General features: G+C 67.9%; 7 protein-coding genes and 1 pseudogene. 3 read left to right on the forward strand and 5 right to left on the reverse strand.

What is annotated here, in order from left to right; all coding sequences use genetic code 11:
* The first annotated feature begins 124 nt into the window (after positions 1-124).
* Positions 125-1,282, forward strand: coding sequence for a beta-ketothiolase BktB (bktB, locus tag U1E69_RS09730; protein ID WP_322244186.1), 1,158 nt, complete (start codon positions 125-127; stop codon positions 1,280-1,282).
* 32 nt (positions 1,283-1,314) lie between these two features.
* On the opposite strand, the gene rpiB is transcribed toward bktB, so the two are convergent.
* The 3 genes from rpiB to U1E69_RS09745 form a co-directional block, all read right to left on the reverse strand.
* Positions 1,315-1,809: a ribose 5-phosphate isomerase B gene (gene rpiB, locus U1E69_RS09735; RefSeq protein WP_322244187.1), complete on the reverse strand. Its 495-nt coding sequence runs from the start codon at positions 1,807-1,809 to the stop codon at positions 1,315-1,317.
* A 108-nt stretch (positions 1,810-1,917) separates the two neighbouring features.
* Complete coding sequence (pbpC, locus tag U1E69_RS09740) at positions 1,918-3,957, reverse strand: penicillin-binding protein 1C (RefSeq protein WP_322244193.1); 2,040 nt, start codon at positions 3,955-3,957, stop codon at positions 1,918-1,920.
* Positions 3,958-4,099: 142 nt separating this feature from the next.
* Positions 4,100-9,559, reverse strand: a complete 5,460-nt coding sequence (locus tag U1E69_RS09745) for an alpha-2-macroglobulin family protein (protein ID WP_416200269.1) — start codon at positions 9,557-9,559, stop codon at positions 4,100-4,102.
* Between the two features lie 161 nt (positions 9,560-9,720).
* Here U1E69_RS09745 and U1E69_RS09750 point away from each other — a divergent pair, with 161 nt between their 5' ends.
* Positions 9,721-12,255 carry a hybrid sensor histidine kinase/response regulator gene (locus U1E69_RS09750; protein ID WP_322244188.1) on the forward strand — a complete coding sequence of 845 codons (2,535 nt, stop codon included), beginning with the start codon at positions 9,721-9,723 and terminating at the stop codon, positions 12,253-12,255.
* 382 nt (positions 12,256-12,637) lie between these two features.
* On the opposite strand, the gene recQ is transcribed toward U1E69_RS09750, so the two are convergent.
* Positions 12,638-14,683 carry a DNA helicase RecQ gene (recQ, locus tag U1E69_RS09755; RefSeq protein ID WP_322244189.1) on the reverse strand — a complete coding sequence of 682 codons (2,046 nt, stop codon included), beginning with the start codon at positions 14,681-14,683 and terminating at the stop codon, positions 12,638-12,640.
* A gap of 2 nt (positions 14,684-14,685) precedes the next feature.
* The gene (locus tag U1E69_RS09760; protein WP_295070709.1) at positions 14,686-14,970 is read right to left on the reverse strand and encodes a YggT family protein; all 285 of its coding nucleotides are present in this window, start codon (positions 14,968-14,970) and stop codon (positions 14,686-14,688) included.
* Between the two features lie 125 nt (positions 14,971-15,095).
* Here U1E69_RS09760 and U1E69_RS09765 point away from each other — a divergent pair.
* Positions 15,096-15,362 (forward strand): annotated as a pseudogene (locus U1E69_RS09765) (thioesterase family protein); the annotation flags it as partial.
* Between the last annotated feature and the right edge of the window lie 45 nt (positions 15,363-15,407).

Here is a 15,407-nt window from a genome sequence, read left to right on the forward strand (position 1 = left end):
TCTCCCGCTGGTGCGCCTGATCTCCCGCGACTGTTAGCGCATGTCAATGCCGCCCGTGACGCCACGTCCCCTCTGCATTGGCGCGGAGTTCGTGCACACTGCCGCCGAAACCCCGGAGGCCCGCATGACCGACATCCACATCCTCTCTGCCGCACGTACCGCCATCGGCAGCTTCGGCGGCGCGCTTGCAGCCCTTGCGCCCATCGACATCGCCACCCATGCCGCGAAAGCAGCCCTGTCGCGTGCGGGGGTAGAGGGCGGGCAGATCGGCCAGGTCGTCATGGGCCACGTGATCAACACCGAACCGCGCGACATGTACCTTGCCCGCGTCATGGCGATGAACGCCGGTATCCCCGAAACGACGCCCGCGCTGAACGTCAACCGGCTGTGCGGCTCGGGCGCGCAGGCCATCGTCTCGGCCGTCCAGATGCTGATGCTGGGCGACGCCGAAATGGCGCTGGCAGGCGGCGCAGAGTGCATGAGCCGCGCGCCCTACATCCTGCCCGCCGCCCGCTTCGGCCAGAAGATGGGCGACACCCGCGCTCTGGACATGATGACGGGTGCGCTGACCTGCCCGTTCGGCACCGGCCACATGGGGGTCACGGCCGAGAACGTGGCCGATCAGCACGGCATCACGCGCCAGGACCAGGACGCCTTCGCGCTGGAAAGCCAGACCCGCGCCGCAAAGGCCATCGCCGAGGGCCGCTTCGCCGACCAGATCGTCCCGATCGAGATCGGAGGCAAGCGCGGGCCTGTGACCTTTGCGGTGGACGAACACCCGAAGGCCACCAGCGCCGAGGCACTGGCAGGCCTGCGACCGGCGTTCCAGAAGGACGGCACAGTGACGGCAGGAAATGCCTCGGGCATCAATGATGGCGCGGCGGCGCTGGTGCTGTCCCGCAATGCCGAAGGCTCCCGCGCGCGGATCATGGGATACGACCTGGCCGGGGTGGACCCCAAGGTCATGGGCCTTGGGCCGATCCCCGCGGTGCAGGCCCTGTGCCGAAAGCTGGGCCTGCCTGCGGACAGTTTCGACGTCGTGGAATCAAACGAGGCCTTTGCCGCCCAGGCCCTTGCCGTGTCCCGTGCGCTGGACCTTGATCCCGCCCGCGTGAACCCGAACGGCGGTGCCATCGCCCTGGGCCACCCCGTTGGCGCGACCGGGGCCATCCTGGTGGTGAAGGCCCTGCACGAGCTGGAACGGACCGGAGGCCGCACCGCCCTTGTCACCATGTGCATCGGCGGCGGTCAGGGCATCGCACTGGCCATCGAGCGGGCCTAGGCGAATTCTTCAAAGAATTCGCGCCGGAGCCTTCAAAGGCTCCGGTCCGAAGTTTTCGAAAACTCCGGTGCCCGGCCTTGGCCCTCCGCGGCGTCGATCATCGCGACGCGCGTGGCATGGCGGCCGCCCTCGAACCCCGCCTCCAGGAACGCATCGACGATCTCAAGCGCCAGCCCCTCTCCCACCACGCGCGCGTCCAGAGACAGCATGTTGGCATCATTGTGCATCCGGATCATCCTGGCCGAGAACGTGTCGGAACAGACGCCGCAGCGGATGCCGCGCACTTTGTTCGCGGCCATCATGATCCCCTGCCCGGTGCCGCACAGGATGATCCCCAGATCGCACTCGCCCGAGGCCACAAGCCGCGCGGCCGCCACGCCATGCGTTGGGTAGTGTGTGCTTTCCGGCGTGGTCGGGCCGATGTCCACGGCCTGATGACCCTTGGCCACCACATGCGCCGCGATGGCCTGGCGCAAGGCAATGGCGGCGTGGTCGCTGGACAGGGCAATGCGTCTCGACTGAGTCATGTGGGCCTCTGCGGATACAGATTTCGCTGCAGCGTTACGCCAGAGCGGCCGAACCTGCAGCGACCGGCGCCCACCCCGGCGTAGGGTGGGCGATCCGCCCACCGTCCCTTACCGCACCTGCACCTGCACCCGGTCTGACCGGCCCTCGGCGTCGATCACGCTCAGGGTCACGAACCCGGTCCCCGGCATCGCCAGCATCGCCTCGCGGGCGTCAAGTCCCACCACCACCGGCACCCCGTCGGCCAACCAAGTGAAGGGGGCCGTGCCACCAGCAACCTTCACCTTCAGCCCTGCGGCCAGCAGCTCCACCTCGGCCCCATCGGGCGGGAAGGCCACCGCAGGCGCATCCGCCGCCCCCTCGAAAACCGCCACGCGTGAGCGGAACCGCTGCAACGGTTGCGGCAGCTCGGCATTGGCCACCAGGAGGGTGGAGGCCGGGGCCGCGGGCTGCGGGTCAAGCTTGCCCTTCAGCCGGTTGAAGGCCTGGAACAGCACGGGTGCCGCCACGTCGGCCCCGAAGGCCCCCGGCACCGGGGTCCCATCCGCCCGGCCCATCCAGACCCCGACGACATGCCTGCCGTCATACCCGATCGCCCAGGCGTCCCGGTGGCCGTAAGAGGTCCCCGTCTTGTAGGCCAGCCGATTGCCTGGCGCGCCCGGTGGCGGCGCGAGTCCTGCCAGAATGTCCCCCACTTGCCAGGCGGCAATCTCGGACACGACGCGCTGCCCCTCGGCCCCATCGGCGTCCAGCCGCCAGGACAGGGGCCGCACCACCCCACCCCGCGCCAGCGTCGCGTAAAGCTGCACCATGTCCGTCAGCGTCACCCCGACCCCGCCCAGGGCAATCGCCAGCCCCGGCTGGTCGCCGGGAAAGACCGGCTGCATTCCGGCCTTCTGCATCGCCGAGATCAGCCGCGCCGGGCCCATCGCCTCGGTCAGCGCCACGACCGGGATGTTGCGCGACAGCTGCAACGCCTCGCGCATCCGGATCGTACCCAGGTAAAGCTTGTCGAAGTTCTGCGGCGCGTAGGCGCCAAAGCTCATCGGCCGGTCGTCGATCATCGTCTCGGGATGGCCCAGCCCCTCGTCGAACGCCAGCGCATAGACCAGCGGTTTCAGCGTGGACCCGGGCGACCGCAGCGCCGTCGTCATGTCGACGAAGCCTTGCCGCAGGTCGGCCTGATACCCTGCCGACCCCACCGATGCCAGGATCTCGCCCGAGGCATGGTCAGCCACCAGGATCGCCACCTGCAACCGCTCGCCACGGCCCTCCACCGCCTCCAGAGCCAGCGCTTCCAGCGTCTTTTGCAGATTGCCATCCAGGGTGAGGTGGTGGACCAGGACCGTCGGCAGGTCGGCCTTCGCCCGGTCGGCCAGATGCGGGGCCAGCGCCGGGAAGGGCTTGCGCAGCCCGGGCACTTCTTCGCGCCGCGCCGCCTTGGCCTCGTCCGCGTCAAGCACGCCCTCTTCGACCGCGCGCGCCAGCACCCGGTTCCGCGCCGCCTCGGCCCGGTCGGCGGCCCGGTCGGGGCGGCGGCTTTCCGGGCTTTGCGGGATTGCCACCAGAAGAGCCGCCTCGGCCGGGGTCAGACGGCGCGGCTCCTTCCCGAAATAGCTGATCGAGGCCGCCCGCACGCCCTCCAGGTTCCCGCCAAAGGGGGCCAGGTGCAGATAAAGCTGAAGGATCTGGTCCTTGGACAGCCGCCGCTCCAGCGCCAGCGCGACGCGCATCTGCCGCAGCTTGCCGCCGACCTGACCGGTGGTCCCTTCCTCCAGCAGGCGCGCGACCTGCATGGTCAAGGTCGAGCCGCCCGATATGACACGCCCATTCCACATCGCCTGCAGGACCGCCCGGGTCATCGACCGGAGGTCCACACCAGAATGGTCGCGAAACCGCTTGTCCTCATAGGCCAGCAGCATTTGCAGGTAGACCGGGTCCACCTTGTCCGGCGTCAGCGCCAGCCGCCAGCGCCCGTCCGCCACCGTGTAGGCCCGCAGAAGGTCACCGTCGCGGTCCAGCACTTCAATCGAGGTTTCCACCACGACGGGCGGCAGTACCGTGTCGTCGATCCACTCGTCGAAACGGTCCCGGCCCAAAGCGCCAAGCCAGAGACCCAAGGCAAGAACCAGAAGCCAGCGCGCGCGCATTACCAGGGTCCGCTCGTCGAGCACATCGTGCACACCTCGCTCCGCGCCCCCCCGACGAGTGCACGAAGTGCTCGAGGAGGTGTTCCGAAGCGCCCCCACCCCGGTCGGGGAAGGGGAACGTCGTATGGCAGCGGACGGTCCATCACTTGGTGATCGTGACCTTGTCCGTCTCGCTGCGCGCCCGGAAGTCGGGGCGGTACATGTCCTCGACCGAGGCAGCGGCATGGTGGAACGTGCCCGGGCTGACCGCGCGGACGACGTAGGCCAGCTTGAACGGCTGGTCCGACCGCCAATCCACCGCGGTCAGAAAGCGGTCCTGCCGGAACTCGGAGTGGGCCACGTCCTGCAGGCTGTCCAGCCAGCCCAGTTCCGAGGTCGAGCCCGCCGACATCAGGTTCGGGTTGTCGATCTCGAACCCGGCGGGCAGGGGATCGCTGACCATCAGCCGCGCCTCGCCATAAGCGAACGGCGTCACTTCCAGCACAGTCACCAGCCGTGTCCCGGCCGCCACGCTGTCCGCCGTCACCGACTCGCCGGCCATCGTGAAGTAGCTGCGGGTGATCGCATAGCCGTTGCCGCCCGCCGGTTCGGGTTCCGCAGGGACGCCATAGGTGGTGACTGTGACCGTCGTATCCGGCCCGTCGTTCTTTACCACGACCGGAGTCACCGACCCCGCGTCCAGCACCCGCACCAAGGGGCCAGAGGCAGGCTGGCCGTCGATGGTCAGCCCGTCCACCGCCGGCCGGTCGATCAGCGCGTTGGCCGCAAGCAGCGCCCAGGTCGCCTCTTGCGTCGAGAGGTTGGTGCCTTGCGCCGCCAGCCGATCCGTCAGCGCCTCACGGTCCACCGCGTTCGACCCCGCCTCGACCGCCAGCGTCAGCAGCGCCGCCGCGTCGCGGTAGCGGGTGCCATAGTCCACCCGCCAGACCTGGCCCTGTTCGGGCGCCTCGGCCTCCATCTTCGCCACGGCCTTGCGGAACATCGCATCCGCCCGCGCCTGATCGCCGTAGGACGCCAGCGCCGCGCCCACCTGCCCCATCGCAAGCGGAGTCGCGAAGTCGTCGCCCTTCACGTCGGCATAGTAGCGCAGATCGCCGATCGCCGCGGCACCTTCCCGCGCCAGCACCATCAGCGCATAGGCCAAGGCCTCGCCCCCGCCGTTCGTCTCGGCGCTGAAGTCGGGCGCGTAGTTCACCTGGTTGCGCAGGTTCGCCAGCGCCGACTTGAACGCCACTTCGGGCACCGCATAGGCTTGCGCCTTGGCCCGGCTCAGGAAGTCCGTGACATAGGCGTCCAGCCACAGGTCGCCGTCCGCCGGCCCCCAGAGACCGAACCCCCCGGTCGAGGACTGGTTCGCCAGGATCTCGACGATGGCCTCGTTGATCCGGCCTGCAAGTTCGGCGTCGCCTTCCAGCTCCATCACCCGCGCCACTTCGTCGAAGTAAAGCAGCGGCAGTGCGCGGCTGGTCATCTGTTCGGTGCAGCCATAGGGATAACGGTCCAGGGCCGCCAGCAGGCCCGGAGCGTTCAGCCGCGCCAGAGGGCCGATGGCCATCGTGGCCTTGCCCGACCCCGGCACCAGCCCGGCAAAGACGTCGCCGTCGAAGGTGAAGGTCTGGCCCGACGCCAGCTCCAGCCGCGAAATCCGCGCGACCTCGGGGTCGTTCACCTGCACCGGAATTGTCAGCGTCTTCTTCAGCACCTTCCCGTCCGGCGTGGTCAGCGAAATGTCGATGGTCTGCACGCCCACCCCGCCCGCCGTCACCGGCACCTCGAACACGGCCTTGGCCTTGTCGCCCAGGTCAAAGCCCGAGGGCACATCGCCCAAAGTCAGGCCACTGGCCGCCACATCGAGACTCATCCGCCCCGAAGGCCCCGTCGCATGGACCACCTCCAGCAGCAGCCGCGAGGTATCGCCCGGCGACAGGAAGCGCGGCACCGAGGCCGTGACGACCACCGGATCGCGCACCAGCACATCGGCGCTGGCCTGCCCGACCCCGGTCTTGGACCAGGCCACGGCCATCACCTTCACCGTGCCGTTGAACGACGGCAGGTCAAATGTCGCCCGCGCATAGCCATCCGCCCCGACCTCGACCGGACCAGTGAAGTACGCCACCAACTCTTCCGTGGGGGGCGGAGCCTGCAACCGCGCCTGCGCGCCCGCATCGCCACCCGAGCGGACCTCGCCCGTGGCCCCGTTCAGCCCGTCGATCAACCGGCCATAGATGTCGCGGATGCCGACGCCCAGCCGACGCTGACCGAAGTAATGGCCCTGCGGATCGGGGGCCTCGAACCCCGTCAGGTTCAGGATGCCCACATCCACCGCCGCGATGGTGACATAGGCCGTCTCGCCCGCCGCCACGCCCTCGACCTTCACCGCCACGTCCAGCGGCCCGCGAGGCGCAGCCTCGGCCGCCATCTCGACCGTCGCTTTCAGGGCGCGCGCGCCGGGGTCGATGCTGGCATGGGTCAGCCCCAAGGCCCGCGCCGGGTTCCGGCCCGCCGCCACGTCCATCGGCCGCAGGACCGAGGCCGTCACATAGACCCCCGCGCCCCATTCATCCGTCACGGGAAGCTGGATCAGGTTCTCGCCCTCTTTCACCTCTACCGCCTGCATGGCGACCAGCCGGTTCGACAGCACCGTCACCAGCGCCGTCCCCGCCGCGCGCGGCACGATCCGCAAGGTCGCCGTGTCGCCCGGCTTGTAGGCGGGCTTGTCCAAGGACAGCTCCAGCGTGTCCGGAGTGGCCGAGGCGTCCGCAGGCGCATACCAGCCTGCATAGAACTCGGTCGACGTCGCCGCCTTCCCACCATCCGCCGCCGTCACCAGGACCTCATAGGTCCCCCAGCTTACGTCCGCCGCAACTTCGACCGGGGCCGTGCCAAGCGTGGCCTCGCCCTCGGCCACCACCTCGCGGCTGACCACCGGCTCCCAGCTCCAGTTGCCGTAGCTTTGATACCACTGGTAGTCGTATTGCACGCGGGACACGGTCCATTTGACCGGCAGAGCCACCGCCGTCTCCCCCTGCACGGCAAGAAGCTGGAACCGCGCCTCGCCGCCTTCAGGTGCGACCCCGTCGAACAGGGGCTTCACCCCGATGATCGGTTCAGCCGAGGTCACCGCCTTCGTCACAGACCGCTCTACCGGGCGGCCCGAGCCTTCGGCCACGCGGATCGTCACGCGGGCCTCCAGCGGGCGGTGCGGGTCCTCGACCATAGGCAGGAAGACCGGGATGGTCGCATTGCCCGCATCGTCGGTCTCGCCGCCATTCAGCGACGTCATCTGCGCGCTGAAGGGTTGGTCGTGGCGACCAAAGACATAGCCCGGGAAAGCCGCCAGTCCGTCTGCCGCGCGCAAGAGAACCTCGCCCTCGATGGCCAGACCCGCGCCGGGGGCACCGAACAGGTACTTCGCAGCCACCGTCAGATCGACCGCCGAGTCCTGTCCGACAAGCAGCGGCGCATCGGCCAGCGTCAGGTCAAAGTCGATGCGTTCGGGCAAGAAATCCTCGACCAGGAAAGTCTTTGACGTCAGCGCCGGGGCTTCCAGATCGGCAAACAGCTCCAGCCGCCAGACGCCACGCGGGGCCGACCCGGCGACGACCTGCGAGAAGACATAGCCTCCGCCCCAATCAGTCGCCAAGAAGCGCGAATACTCGACCCCATCCGGGCGTTTCCAGACCGCCGTCAGCGGCAGCCCCTCGACCGCCGCCTGTTCTGCATCCCGGGCCAGCGCGGTGACATAGACCGTCTCCCCCGCGCGATAGGCGCCGCGGTCCATCGTGACGAAAACATCCACCGGAGGCGCCGCCTCGCGTCCTTCAACCCCACGGTCCGAAAGGTCAAACTCCGGATCGGTCAGCGACAGGAAGGCGATGTCGGTATCCGCCTCCTTCACCACCACCATCGCCGGGGCGGACCCACCCGTCCCCCGCGTCAGGCCCGCGTCGAACCGCGCATAGCCCTGGTCATCCGTCATGGCCGTGCCCAGCACCGTGTTGGCCTTATTCAGCAGTTCCACGGTCACGCCCGGCTTGGCCCCTGCCGTGCCCAGGGAACGGACGAAGACATGAAGCCCGTCCACCCCCGACATCGTCGTGACCCCAAGGTCCGAGATCACGAACCACTGCCAGGCGGGCGCAATCGTATAGGGGTCCACCCCCGGCACCGCCGCCTTCAGCGCATAGATGCCCGCCGGAAGCCCCTCCAGCGCCTCGCCCATCGGCAGGCGGGTGGTGACGTCCTTGTTGACCTCTTGCCCGACCGAGGCCGTGCCGGTCCACAGCGCCTCGCCCACGGTGTCGGCGAAATATTCCTCGGAATAGACGTTGATCGGCGCGCCGAAGTAGAAATCCTGGACCGAGCGCAAGAGGTTGCGGTCCGTCACCCGGTACAGCGTCAGGTCCAGCTTGTCGGTGTTCACCGTCTCGACCGGCAGGGCGGGATCGCCCGCTTTGGGCAGGACATACCCCCGGCCCGGGAACTTCACGCCCGGAGCCCGGTCGCGGACGTATTGTGTGATCTCGACCGACTTCGCCATCACCTGGCCGTCAGCGGCTGGAAGGCCTTCGCGGAAGGTCAGGCTGTAGCGCTTGCCATGCTCCAGGCCCGCCACGCACAACTGCCGCAAGCCGGCAGCCTCGACCGTCAGGCCGGGGTCTTTGAGCTGCACGAAAGAGGCATAATCGACATCTGAAACCACCAGGTCCTCGGAAAACGTCGCGCAGATGCGGGGCCGGGCCAGGTCGGACTGCACCAGAGTCTCGGCAATGCGGAAACCGTATTTCCCGATGGCCGCGTCCAGCAGCGCCGCCGTATCCACCCGCTCTTGCAGGGACTGCGCCAGCCGCAGCGCCGAAACGGTATCGCGGCCCCGCCCGTTGCGTTCAAGCACATCGGCCATCGTCACCAGGATCGTGTGGCGCAAAGCCGGGTTCTCGGCGCGCAGATAGGCGTTCACCGACGACAGCATCGCCTGATAGAAGAAGTAGCCCGACTGGTTCTGGTCGGCGATCCCCGCCTGCAGCTGCCGCCGCGCGAAGTCGCCCCAGGTCGCGGCATCGTCGGTCAGGTTCAGCGCCGCGCCAGTGTAGGCCGCCGCCCCCGCCCAGTCGCCCCGACCCTCGGCCTCCGACGCCGCCGCCAGATGCTCATCGGCGGTCCACGGCCCCGTCGTGTGCTGCCGTCCCAGCCCTTGCGCCTGCTCGAACGCAGGCTGGATGTCCCAGTCCGGCAGGAAGGTCAGTTCCGCCCGCCGCTCGACCGCCGCCGCCCGCACCGCCGCATCCGCCTCGATCACCGTGGCCGAGTAGGCCCCCGCGAAGAACGCTCCCTCACCGGGGTTGTTCTTCACGAAACAGGAGGCGTTCCGCGTGTTGAACACATACCCCGTGCAGCGCGCGTTGGTCAGGCAGGCCCGCTCGCACGCCTCGATCGTGGTGTCGAAGACCGATGCGACGTCCCCGCCCGGCAGGTCCTGGTCCTGGGTCACGACGAACCGCCGCTCGGGGATGAGGTCCTGAGCGGCCGCGACCCCCGACATGCCGATGCCCCACATGCCGACGAATGCAACTGCCACCGCAGCCTTCAGAAATCCACGCATCAAATGTCTCCCGTATGCAGTGCGCCGACTGTCGCATGGCCCCGCCCCTGCAGGCAAGCCGACAACCCCGTCGCCGTTAAGGCTTGGTTCATTTTGATCGGCGAGGGTAGTCGCGAAAACCGGATGTCGGTCGCCGCCGTTTTCCGCAGGATCAGGACAGAATGGACCTTTCTGAACGTCTCGTGAAAGAACGCCGCGCCAGGCTGGCGGCCGAGCGTCTTCTCGACCAGAAAAGCCGCGAGCTGTTCGCCGCCAACGAAAAGCTGTCGATCCACGCCCGCGCCCTGTCCGACCAGATCATCGAACAGCGCCAGGTGGTGAAATCCGCCCTGTCCGAGGCCGAGCTGCTGAAGGACCAGAACCTGCGCTTCGTCGAAGACCTTGACCGCGCGCATACCGCCGCCGTCATGGCCGAACGCCGGCTTTGGGACGCGATCAACACCATCCGCGACGGGTTCGCCGTCTTTGACCAGACTTTAAGGCTGGCCACCGCCAACCAGGCCTTCCTGTCCTGGTTCGATGGCCAGCCCGTCGCGCCTGGCGTCTCTTATGACGACCTGGTGGCGATCTTCGCCCGCACTGTTCTGGACCTCGGGGACGAGCCGCTGGACGACTTCGTCCAGCGCATGCGCGTCCGGATCGAAGCCGACCGGATCGAGCCGATTACCCTCAAACTCCGCAACGGGACCTGGATCAAGCTGCAGGACCGCCGCGCCAACGATGGTGGCATCGTCACTCTTGCCATCGACATCACCGAACAGATGCGCATCTGGGCCGCGATCGACGTCCTGCCCGATGGCTTTGTCCTTTTTGACCGGGAGGAACGACTTTTGGCCTGCAATCAGCGTTACCGCGAACTGTTTCCCGACTCTGCCCCCATCATCCAGCCGGGCGTCACGTTCGAGGACCTCCTGCGCCACGGGCTGAAGCACAGCCACGTCCCCGACGCCGTCGGGCGCGAGGAAGAGTGGCTTGCCGAACGGCTTCGCCATTTCCGCGCCGCCGACACGATCGCCGAGAATACGCTTGCCTCGGGACAGGTGATCCTGGAATCCGACCACGTCACCCCTGACGGCGGCCGCGTCGGCCTGCGCACCGACATCACCGCGACGCGCGAACAGCAGTCGCAACTGGAAGCCGCCCGCAAACAGGCCGAAGCCGCGAACCGCGCCAAGTCGGCCTTCCTGGCCAACATGAGCCACGAGATTCGCACGCCCATGAACGGCGTCGTCGGCATGGCGGAACTTCTGTGCGACACAACGCTGTCCGAAGAACAGCGCCTCTTCGCCGAAACGATCCGGTCGTCGGGCGAGGCGCTCTTGGTCATCATCAACGACATCCTCGACTATTCCAAGATCGAGGCGGAACGGCTGACCCTGCGCCCCGAACCGTTCGACCTGGAACGCACGATCCACGAGGTGACGATGCTCCTGCAGCCCCGCGCGCGGGAAAAGGGCATTGATCTGATGATCGACTTCGACATGTTCCTGCCCACCCGTTTCGTGGGCGACCCGGGTCGGTTGCGGCAGGTCCTGACGAACCTCATCGGCAACGCGGTGAAGTTCACCGAAAAAGGCCATGTTCTGACCCGTGTCGTGGGTGTCGATGCCGAAGACGGCACCCAGACCCTGCATGTGACGGTCGAAGACACCGGCATCGGCATCGCGCCCGAATACCTCGACCACATCTTTGGCGAGTTCAATCAGGTCGAGGATGAGCGGAACCGCAAGTTCGAAGGCACTGGCCTGGGGCTGGCGATCACCCGCCGCCTGATCGAACACATGGGCGGTGCTGTCTGGGTCGACAGCGATTTCGGCAAGGGCTCCAGCTTCGGCTTCCGCGTCACGCTGCCCGTGGCCGAAGCGTCGGCCCCGGTCCAGGTCCCGGTCTCGGTCAAGCGGGTCATCGCCGTGGATGACAAGTTCATCAACCGCACCATCCTGGAACGCCAGCTTGCCCCCTGCGGGATCGAGGTGACGCTCTGCCGTTCTGGCGCGGAAGTGCTGGACAAGCTTGCCACCGACCCGGCCTATGACGTTGTCCTGACCGACCATGCCATGCCCGAGATGGACGGGGTCCAGCTTCTGGACCATATCCGCGTCGCGGGCCATACCCTGCCGGTGATGCTTCTCAGTTCCAACCCCACGGGCCTTGGCAACCTCGCCAACGATTTTGCCGCGATCCTGCAAAAACCGATCCTGCGCTCCGATCTCTATCGGCACCTGCAATCCGTAAGCGCCCCACCGCCGGACGCCATCGCCGAGGCGGCTCCGGTCGCCCCCGTCGACCTGCGCCAGATGCGGGTCCTTGCGGCCGAGGACAACAAGACCAACCAGCTTGTCTTTGCTAAGATGGTCCGCGACATGGACATCGAGCTGCGCTTTGCCGACAACGGCCGCATCGCGGTCGAGATGTTCCAGGACTTCCAGCCCGACCTGATCTTCATGGACATCTCGATGCCCGAGATGGACGGCAAGGAAGCCGCCCGCACGCTTCGGGCAATGGGCGCGACGGTGCCGATCGTGGCGCTGACCGCCCATGCGATGGAAGGCGACGCAGATGCGATCCTTGCCGCCGGCATCGACCGCTACCTGACGAAACCCCTGCGCAAGACCGCCATCGAGGGCGCGCTTGGCGAACACTGCCCCCCCGAGGCCCGGCCCCCGGTCGCCCCCCCCGCCGAAAGCGCCGCCTGAGGAACGCGCCCATGCACTACGACGGCGGGCCCGCCTCGGCCCGCAGTCCCCGACGCTCTTTCCGGCCGGACATCTTTGCCCAGGTGTGCCGGCAACAGCTGGTCCCCTTGCGCTCCACCATCCGCCCCAGACCCTGACGGCGCGGCCCCCTGCATCCCGGCAGATCATCTTTCCGGAACACCATTTCATACTGGCCGAAATATCCCCGCCGGAGGCAGCCCACCGCCGCGGCCCGGTGCTGCACCAGACATGCAGCGCACCGCAGACGAACCGCGTCCCCTCTCCCCCCGGGGGAGAGGGTCAGGGTGAGGGGATGGCGCGAGCCTTTCCCGAAGCGGTTTCGCCCCCAAGCCCGGCACGCCCCCCGTGGCCCCGCTTGGCGTCAGCCGTCGCGCAGGGCCGCCAGGAAGGCTTCGCCAAAGCGTTCCACCTTCTGCTCGCCCATCCCCTGGATTCCCGCCAGTTCACCCAGCGTCGAGGGTCGCCGCTCCACGATGGCCCGCAGGGTCGAGTGGGTGCAGGTCAGGTACTTCCCCGTCCCGTCCTCGCCCCGGGACAGCGACAGCTGAATCTCTGCCAGCCGGTCGAAGACGGCCCCCTCGGGCCGCCCCGCCAGCTTCATCCGCGCCGGGTGCAGCCCCTCCGCCGCGCCGGTGATCACCTCCAGGAACGCCGCGCCGTAGCTTTCCAGCTTCCGCGCGCCGACGCCGGTGATCCCGGCCATCTGGTCCAGCGTGGCTGGCTTCTTCTCCGCCATCTCGATCAGCGTCTTGTCCGGGAAAACCACATATGCCGGCACGTTCTGCGCCTCGGCCAGAGACCGCCGCCGGGCTTTCAGCAGGGCCAAAAGCCCCAGATCCTCATCCGCGACCTGGGCGCGGACCACCGGCTCGCGGTCGCCCGCTGCCACCACCGTGTCGCGCCGCAGCGTCACCGAGGCCTCGCCCCGCAACACGGGCCGCGCCGCATCGGTCATCCGCAAGGCCCCGTGCCGGTCGGGGTCGGGGCGCACGAGGTCACGGCCCATCATCTGGCGAAAGACGGCCCCCCAGGCGGGTTTCGACAGGTCCTTTCCAACCGCGAACGTCGGCAGCTGGTCGTGACCGCGTTCCCGGACCTTCGCGGTCGCCGTGCCGGTCAGGATGTCGATCAGATGCCCCGCCCCGAACCACTCCCCGGTGCGCAGGATCGCCGACAGCGCCTTGCGGACCGCCTCCGTCGCGTCGAACAGCTGCGCCGGGCGGTCGCACAGGTCGCAGTTCCCGCACGGCTCTGCCGTCTCGCCGAAATAGCCCAGCAACACCTGCCGCCGACAGCCCAGCGCCTCGGCCAGACCGAGGAGCGCGTTCAGCCGGGCATGGTCTGCGGCCTTGCGGTCCCCCGGCGCCGCGCCTTCGTCAATCTGCGACCGGCGCAGGCGGATGTCATCGGGGCCGTAAAGCGTCATCGTCTCGGCCGGAGAGCCATCGCGTCCAGCCCGGCCGATTTCCTGGTAGTAGCCCTCGATCGACTTCGGCAGGTCGGCGTGGGCGACCCAGCGGATGTCGGGCTTGTCGATCCCCATCCCGAAGGCGATGGTCGCCACCACGATCAGCCCGTCCTCGCGCTGGAAGCGTACCTCGACCCGGCGGCGTTCGTCGGCCTCCATCCCGCCGTGATAGGCCACCGCCTCGTGCCGCGCCTCGCGCAAGGCGCCGGCCAAAGTCTCGGTCTTGGCCCGGGTCGCGCAGTAGACGATGCCCGACTGCCCTTTGCGGGCCGCAGCAAAGCGCAGGATCTGGTCGCGCGGGCCATCCTTGACCGCGAAGGCCAGGTGGATGTTTGGCCGGTCGAAGCCGCGCAGGAATGTGACCGGTTGTTCACCGTCGAAAAGCCGGGTGACAATCTCGGCCCGCGTTTCTTCGTCTGCCGTCGCGGTGAAGGCTGCCAGCGGCACCTGCAAGCTGCGACGCAGTTCGCCAATCCGCAGGTAGTCGGGGCGGAAGTCGTGGCCCCACTGGCTGACGCAATGCGCCTCGTCCACCGCGATCAGGCTGCATTTCGCCCGCCGCAGAAGCGCCATCGCCGAGCCCGAGGCCAGCCGCTCGGGCGCCATGTACAAAAGCTTCAGCCGCCCCTCGTCGATGGCCTGGAAGACCTCCTCGGTCTCTTCATCCGTGTTGCCCGAGGTCAGCGCCCCGGCCTCGACCCCCGCCGCCTTCAAGGCCCGGACCTGGTCGCGCATCAGGGCGATCAGGGGCGAGATGACTACCGTCACCCCGTCGCGGCACAGCGCCGGCAGCTGGAAACACAGCGACTTGCCGCCGCCCGTCGGCATGATTGCCAGGGTATTGCGGCCTTCCAGCACCGATTGCACAATCTCGGCCTGGCCCGGACGAAAGTCGGGGAAGCCGAAGACGGACTGCAGAAGCTGGGCGGCGCGGTCCAACGTCAGAGGAATGCGGCGACGTTGTTCGTCAGGATGATCTGCAGGGCATAGACCGCGATCAGGACGATCAGCGGGGCCAGGTCCAGCCCCATCGGCGGCAGGATACGGCGGATCGGGGCGTAAAGCGGCTCCAGCAGGCGGTTCAGCCCGTACCAGATCTGCGCCACCAGCGGCTGACGGATGTTCAGGACCTGGAAGTTGATCAGCCAGCTCATGATGACATGGGCCAAGATGATGAACTGGGCCACGTTCAGGATCAGCATCAGGATCTGGTACAGCGAAGTCATCGGGCTCTCCGTCAGGATTTGGGCAGAGGTAGCGACCGGGGGGCGAAAGGGCAATGGCTTCCGCAGCGTTCTGCTTGACGACAGGTGAACGCCGGGTCAATGCGGCAGGAAACCGGAGACCGCCGATGTACCCTTTCCTGCGCATGTTCAAGGAGATGGCCCGCGCCAGCCGAATGCCGCCCCTGGGCCTTTTCGACACCCATGTCAGCCATCACATCTGCTGGCCCTGGGACCTGGACCCCTGGGTCGAGCTGAACAACGGCCGCACGCTGACACTTTACGACCTAGGACGCCTGCCCCTGGGTGCGCGGACAGGCATCCACATTCACCTGATCGCGAACCGCTGGGGGATGACCGTGGCAGGGTCTTCCGTGCGCTACCGGCGGCGGGTAGCGGTCGGATGACCCTGCGTCGGTCATCGCCGAGCGGTTCTCGAT

Origin of the sequence: Tabrizicola sp. (assembly GCF_034366665.1) — a bacterium.
Classification (GTDB): Bacteria; Pseudomonadota; Alphaproteobacteria; order Rhodobacterales; family Rhodobacteraceae; genus Tabrizicola.

Coding starts and splice junctions, on each gene's coding strand:
- U1E69_RS09745 (WP_416200269.1), bottom strand. CDS start 9,559: ATGCGTGGATTTCTGAAGGCTGCGGTGGCAGTTGCATTCGTCGGCATG.
- U1E69_RS09760 (WP_295070709.1), bottom strand. CDS start 14,970: ATGACTTCGCTGTACCAGATCCTGATGCTGATCCTGAACGTGGCCCAG.
- pbpC (WP_322244193.1), bottom strand. CDS start 3,957: ATGCGCGCGCGCTGGCTTCTGGTTCTTGCCTTGGGTCTCTGGCTTGGC.
- bktB (WP_322244186.1), top strand. CDS start 125: ATGACCGACATCCACATCCTCTCTGCCGCACGTACCGCCATCGGCAGC.
- rpiB (WP_322244187.1), bottom strand. CDS start 1,809: ATGACTCAGTCGAGACGCATTGCCCTGTCCAGCGACCACGCCGCCATT.
- U1E69_RS09750 (WP_322244188.1), top strand. CDS start 9,721: ATGGACCTTTCTGAACGTCTCGTGAAAGAACGCCGCGCCAGGCTGGCG.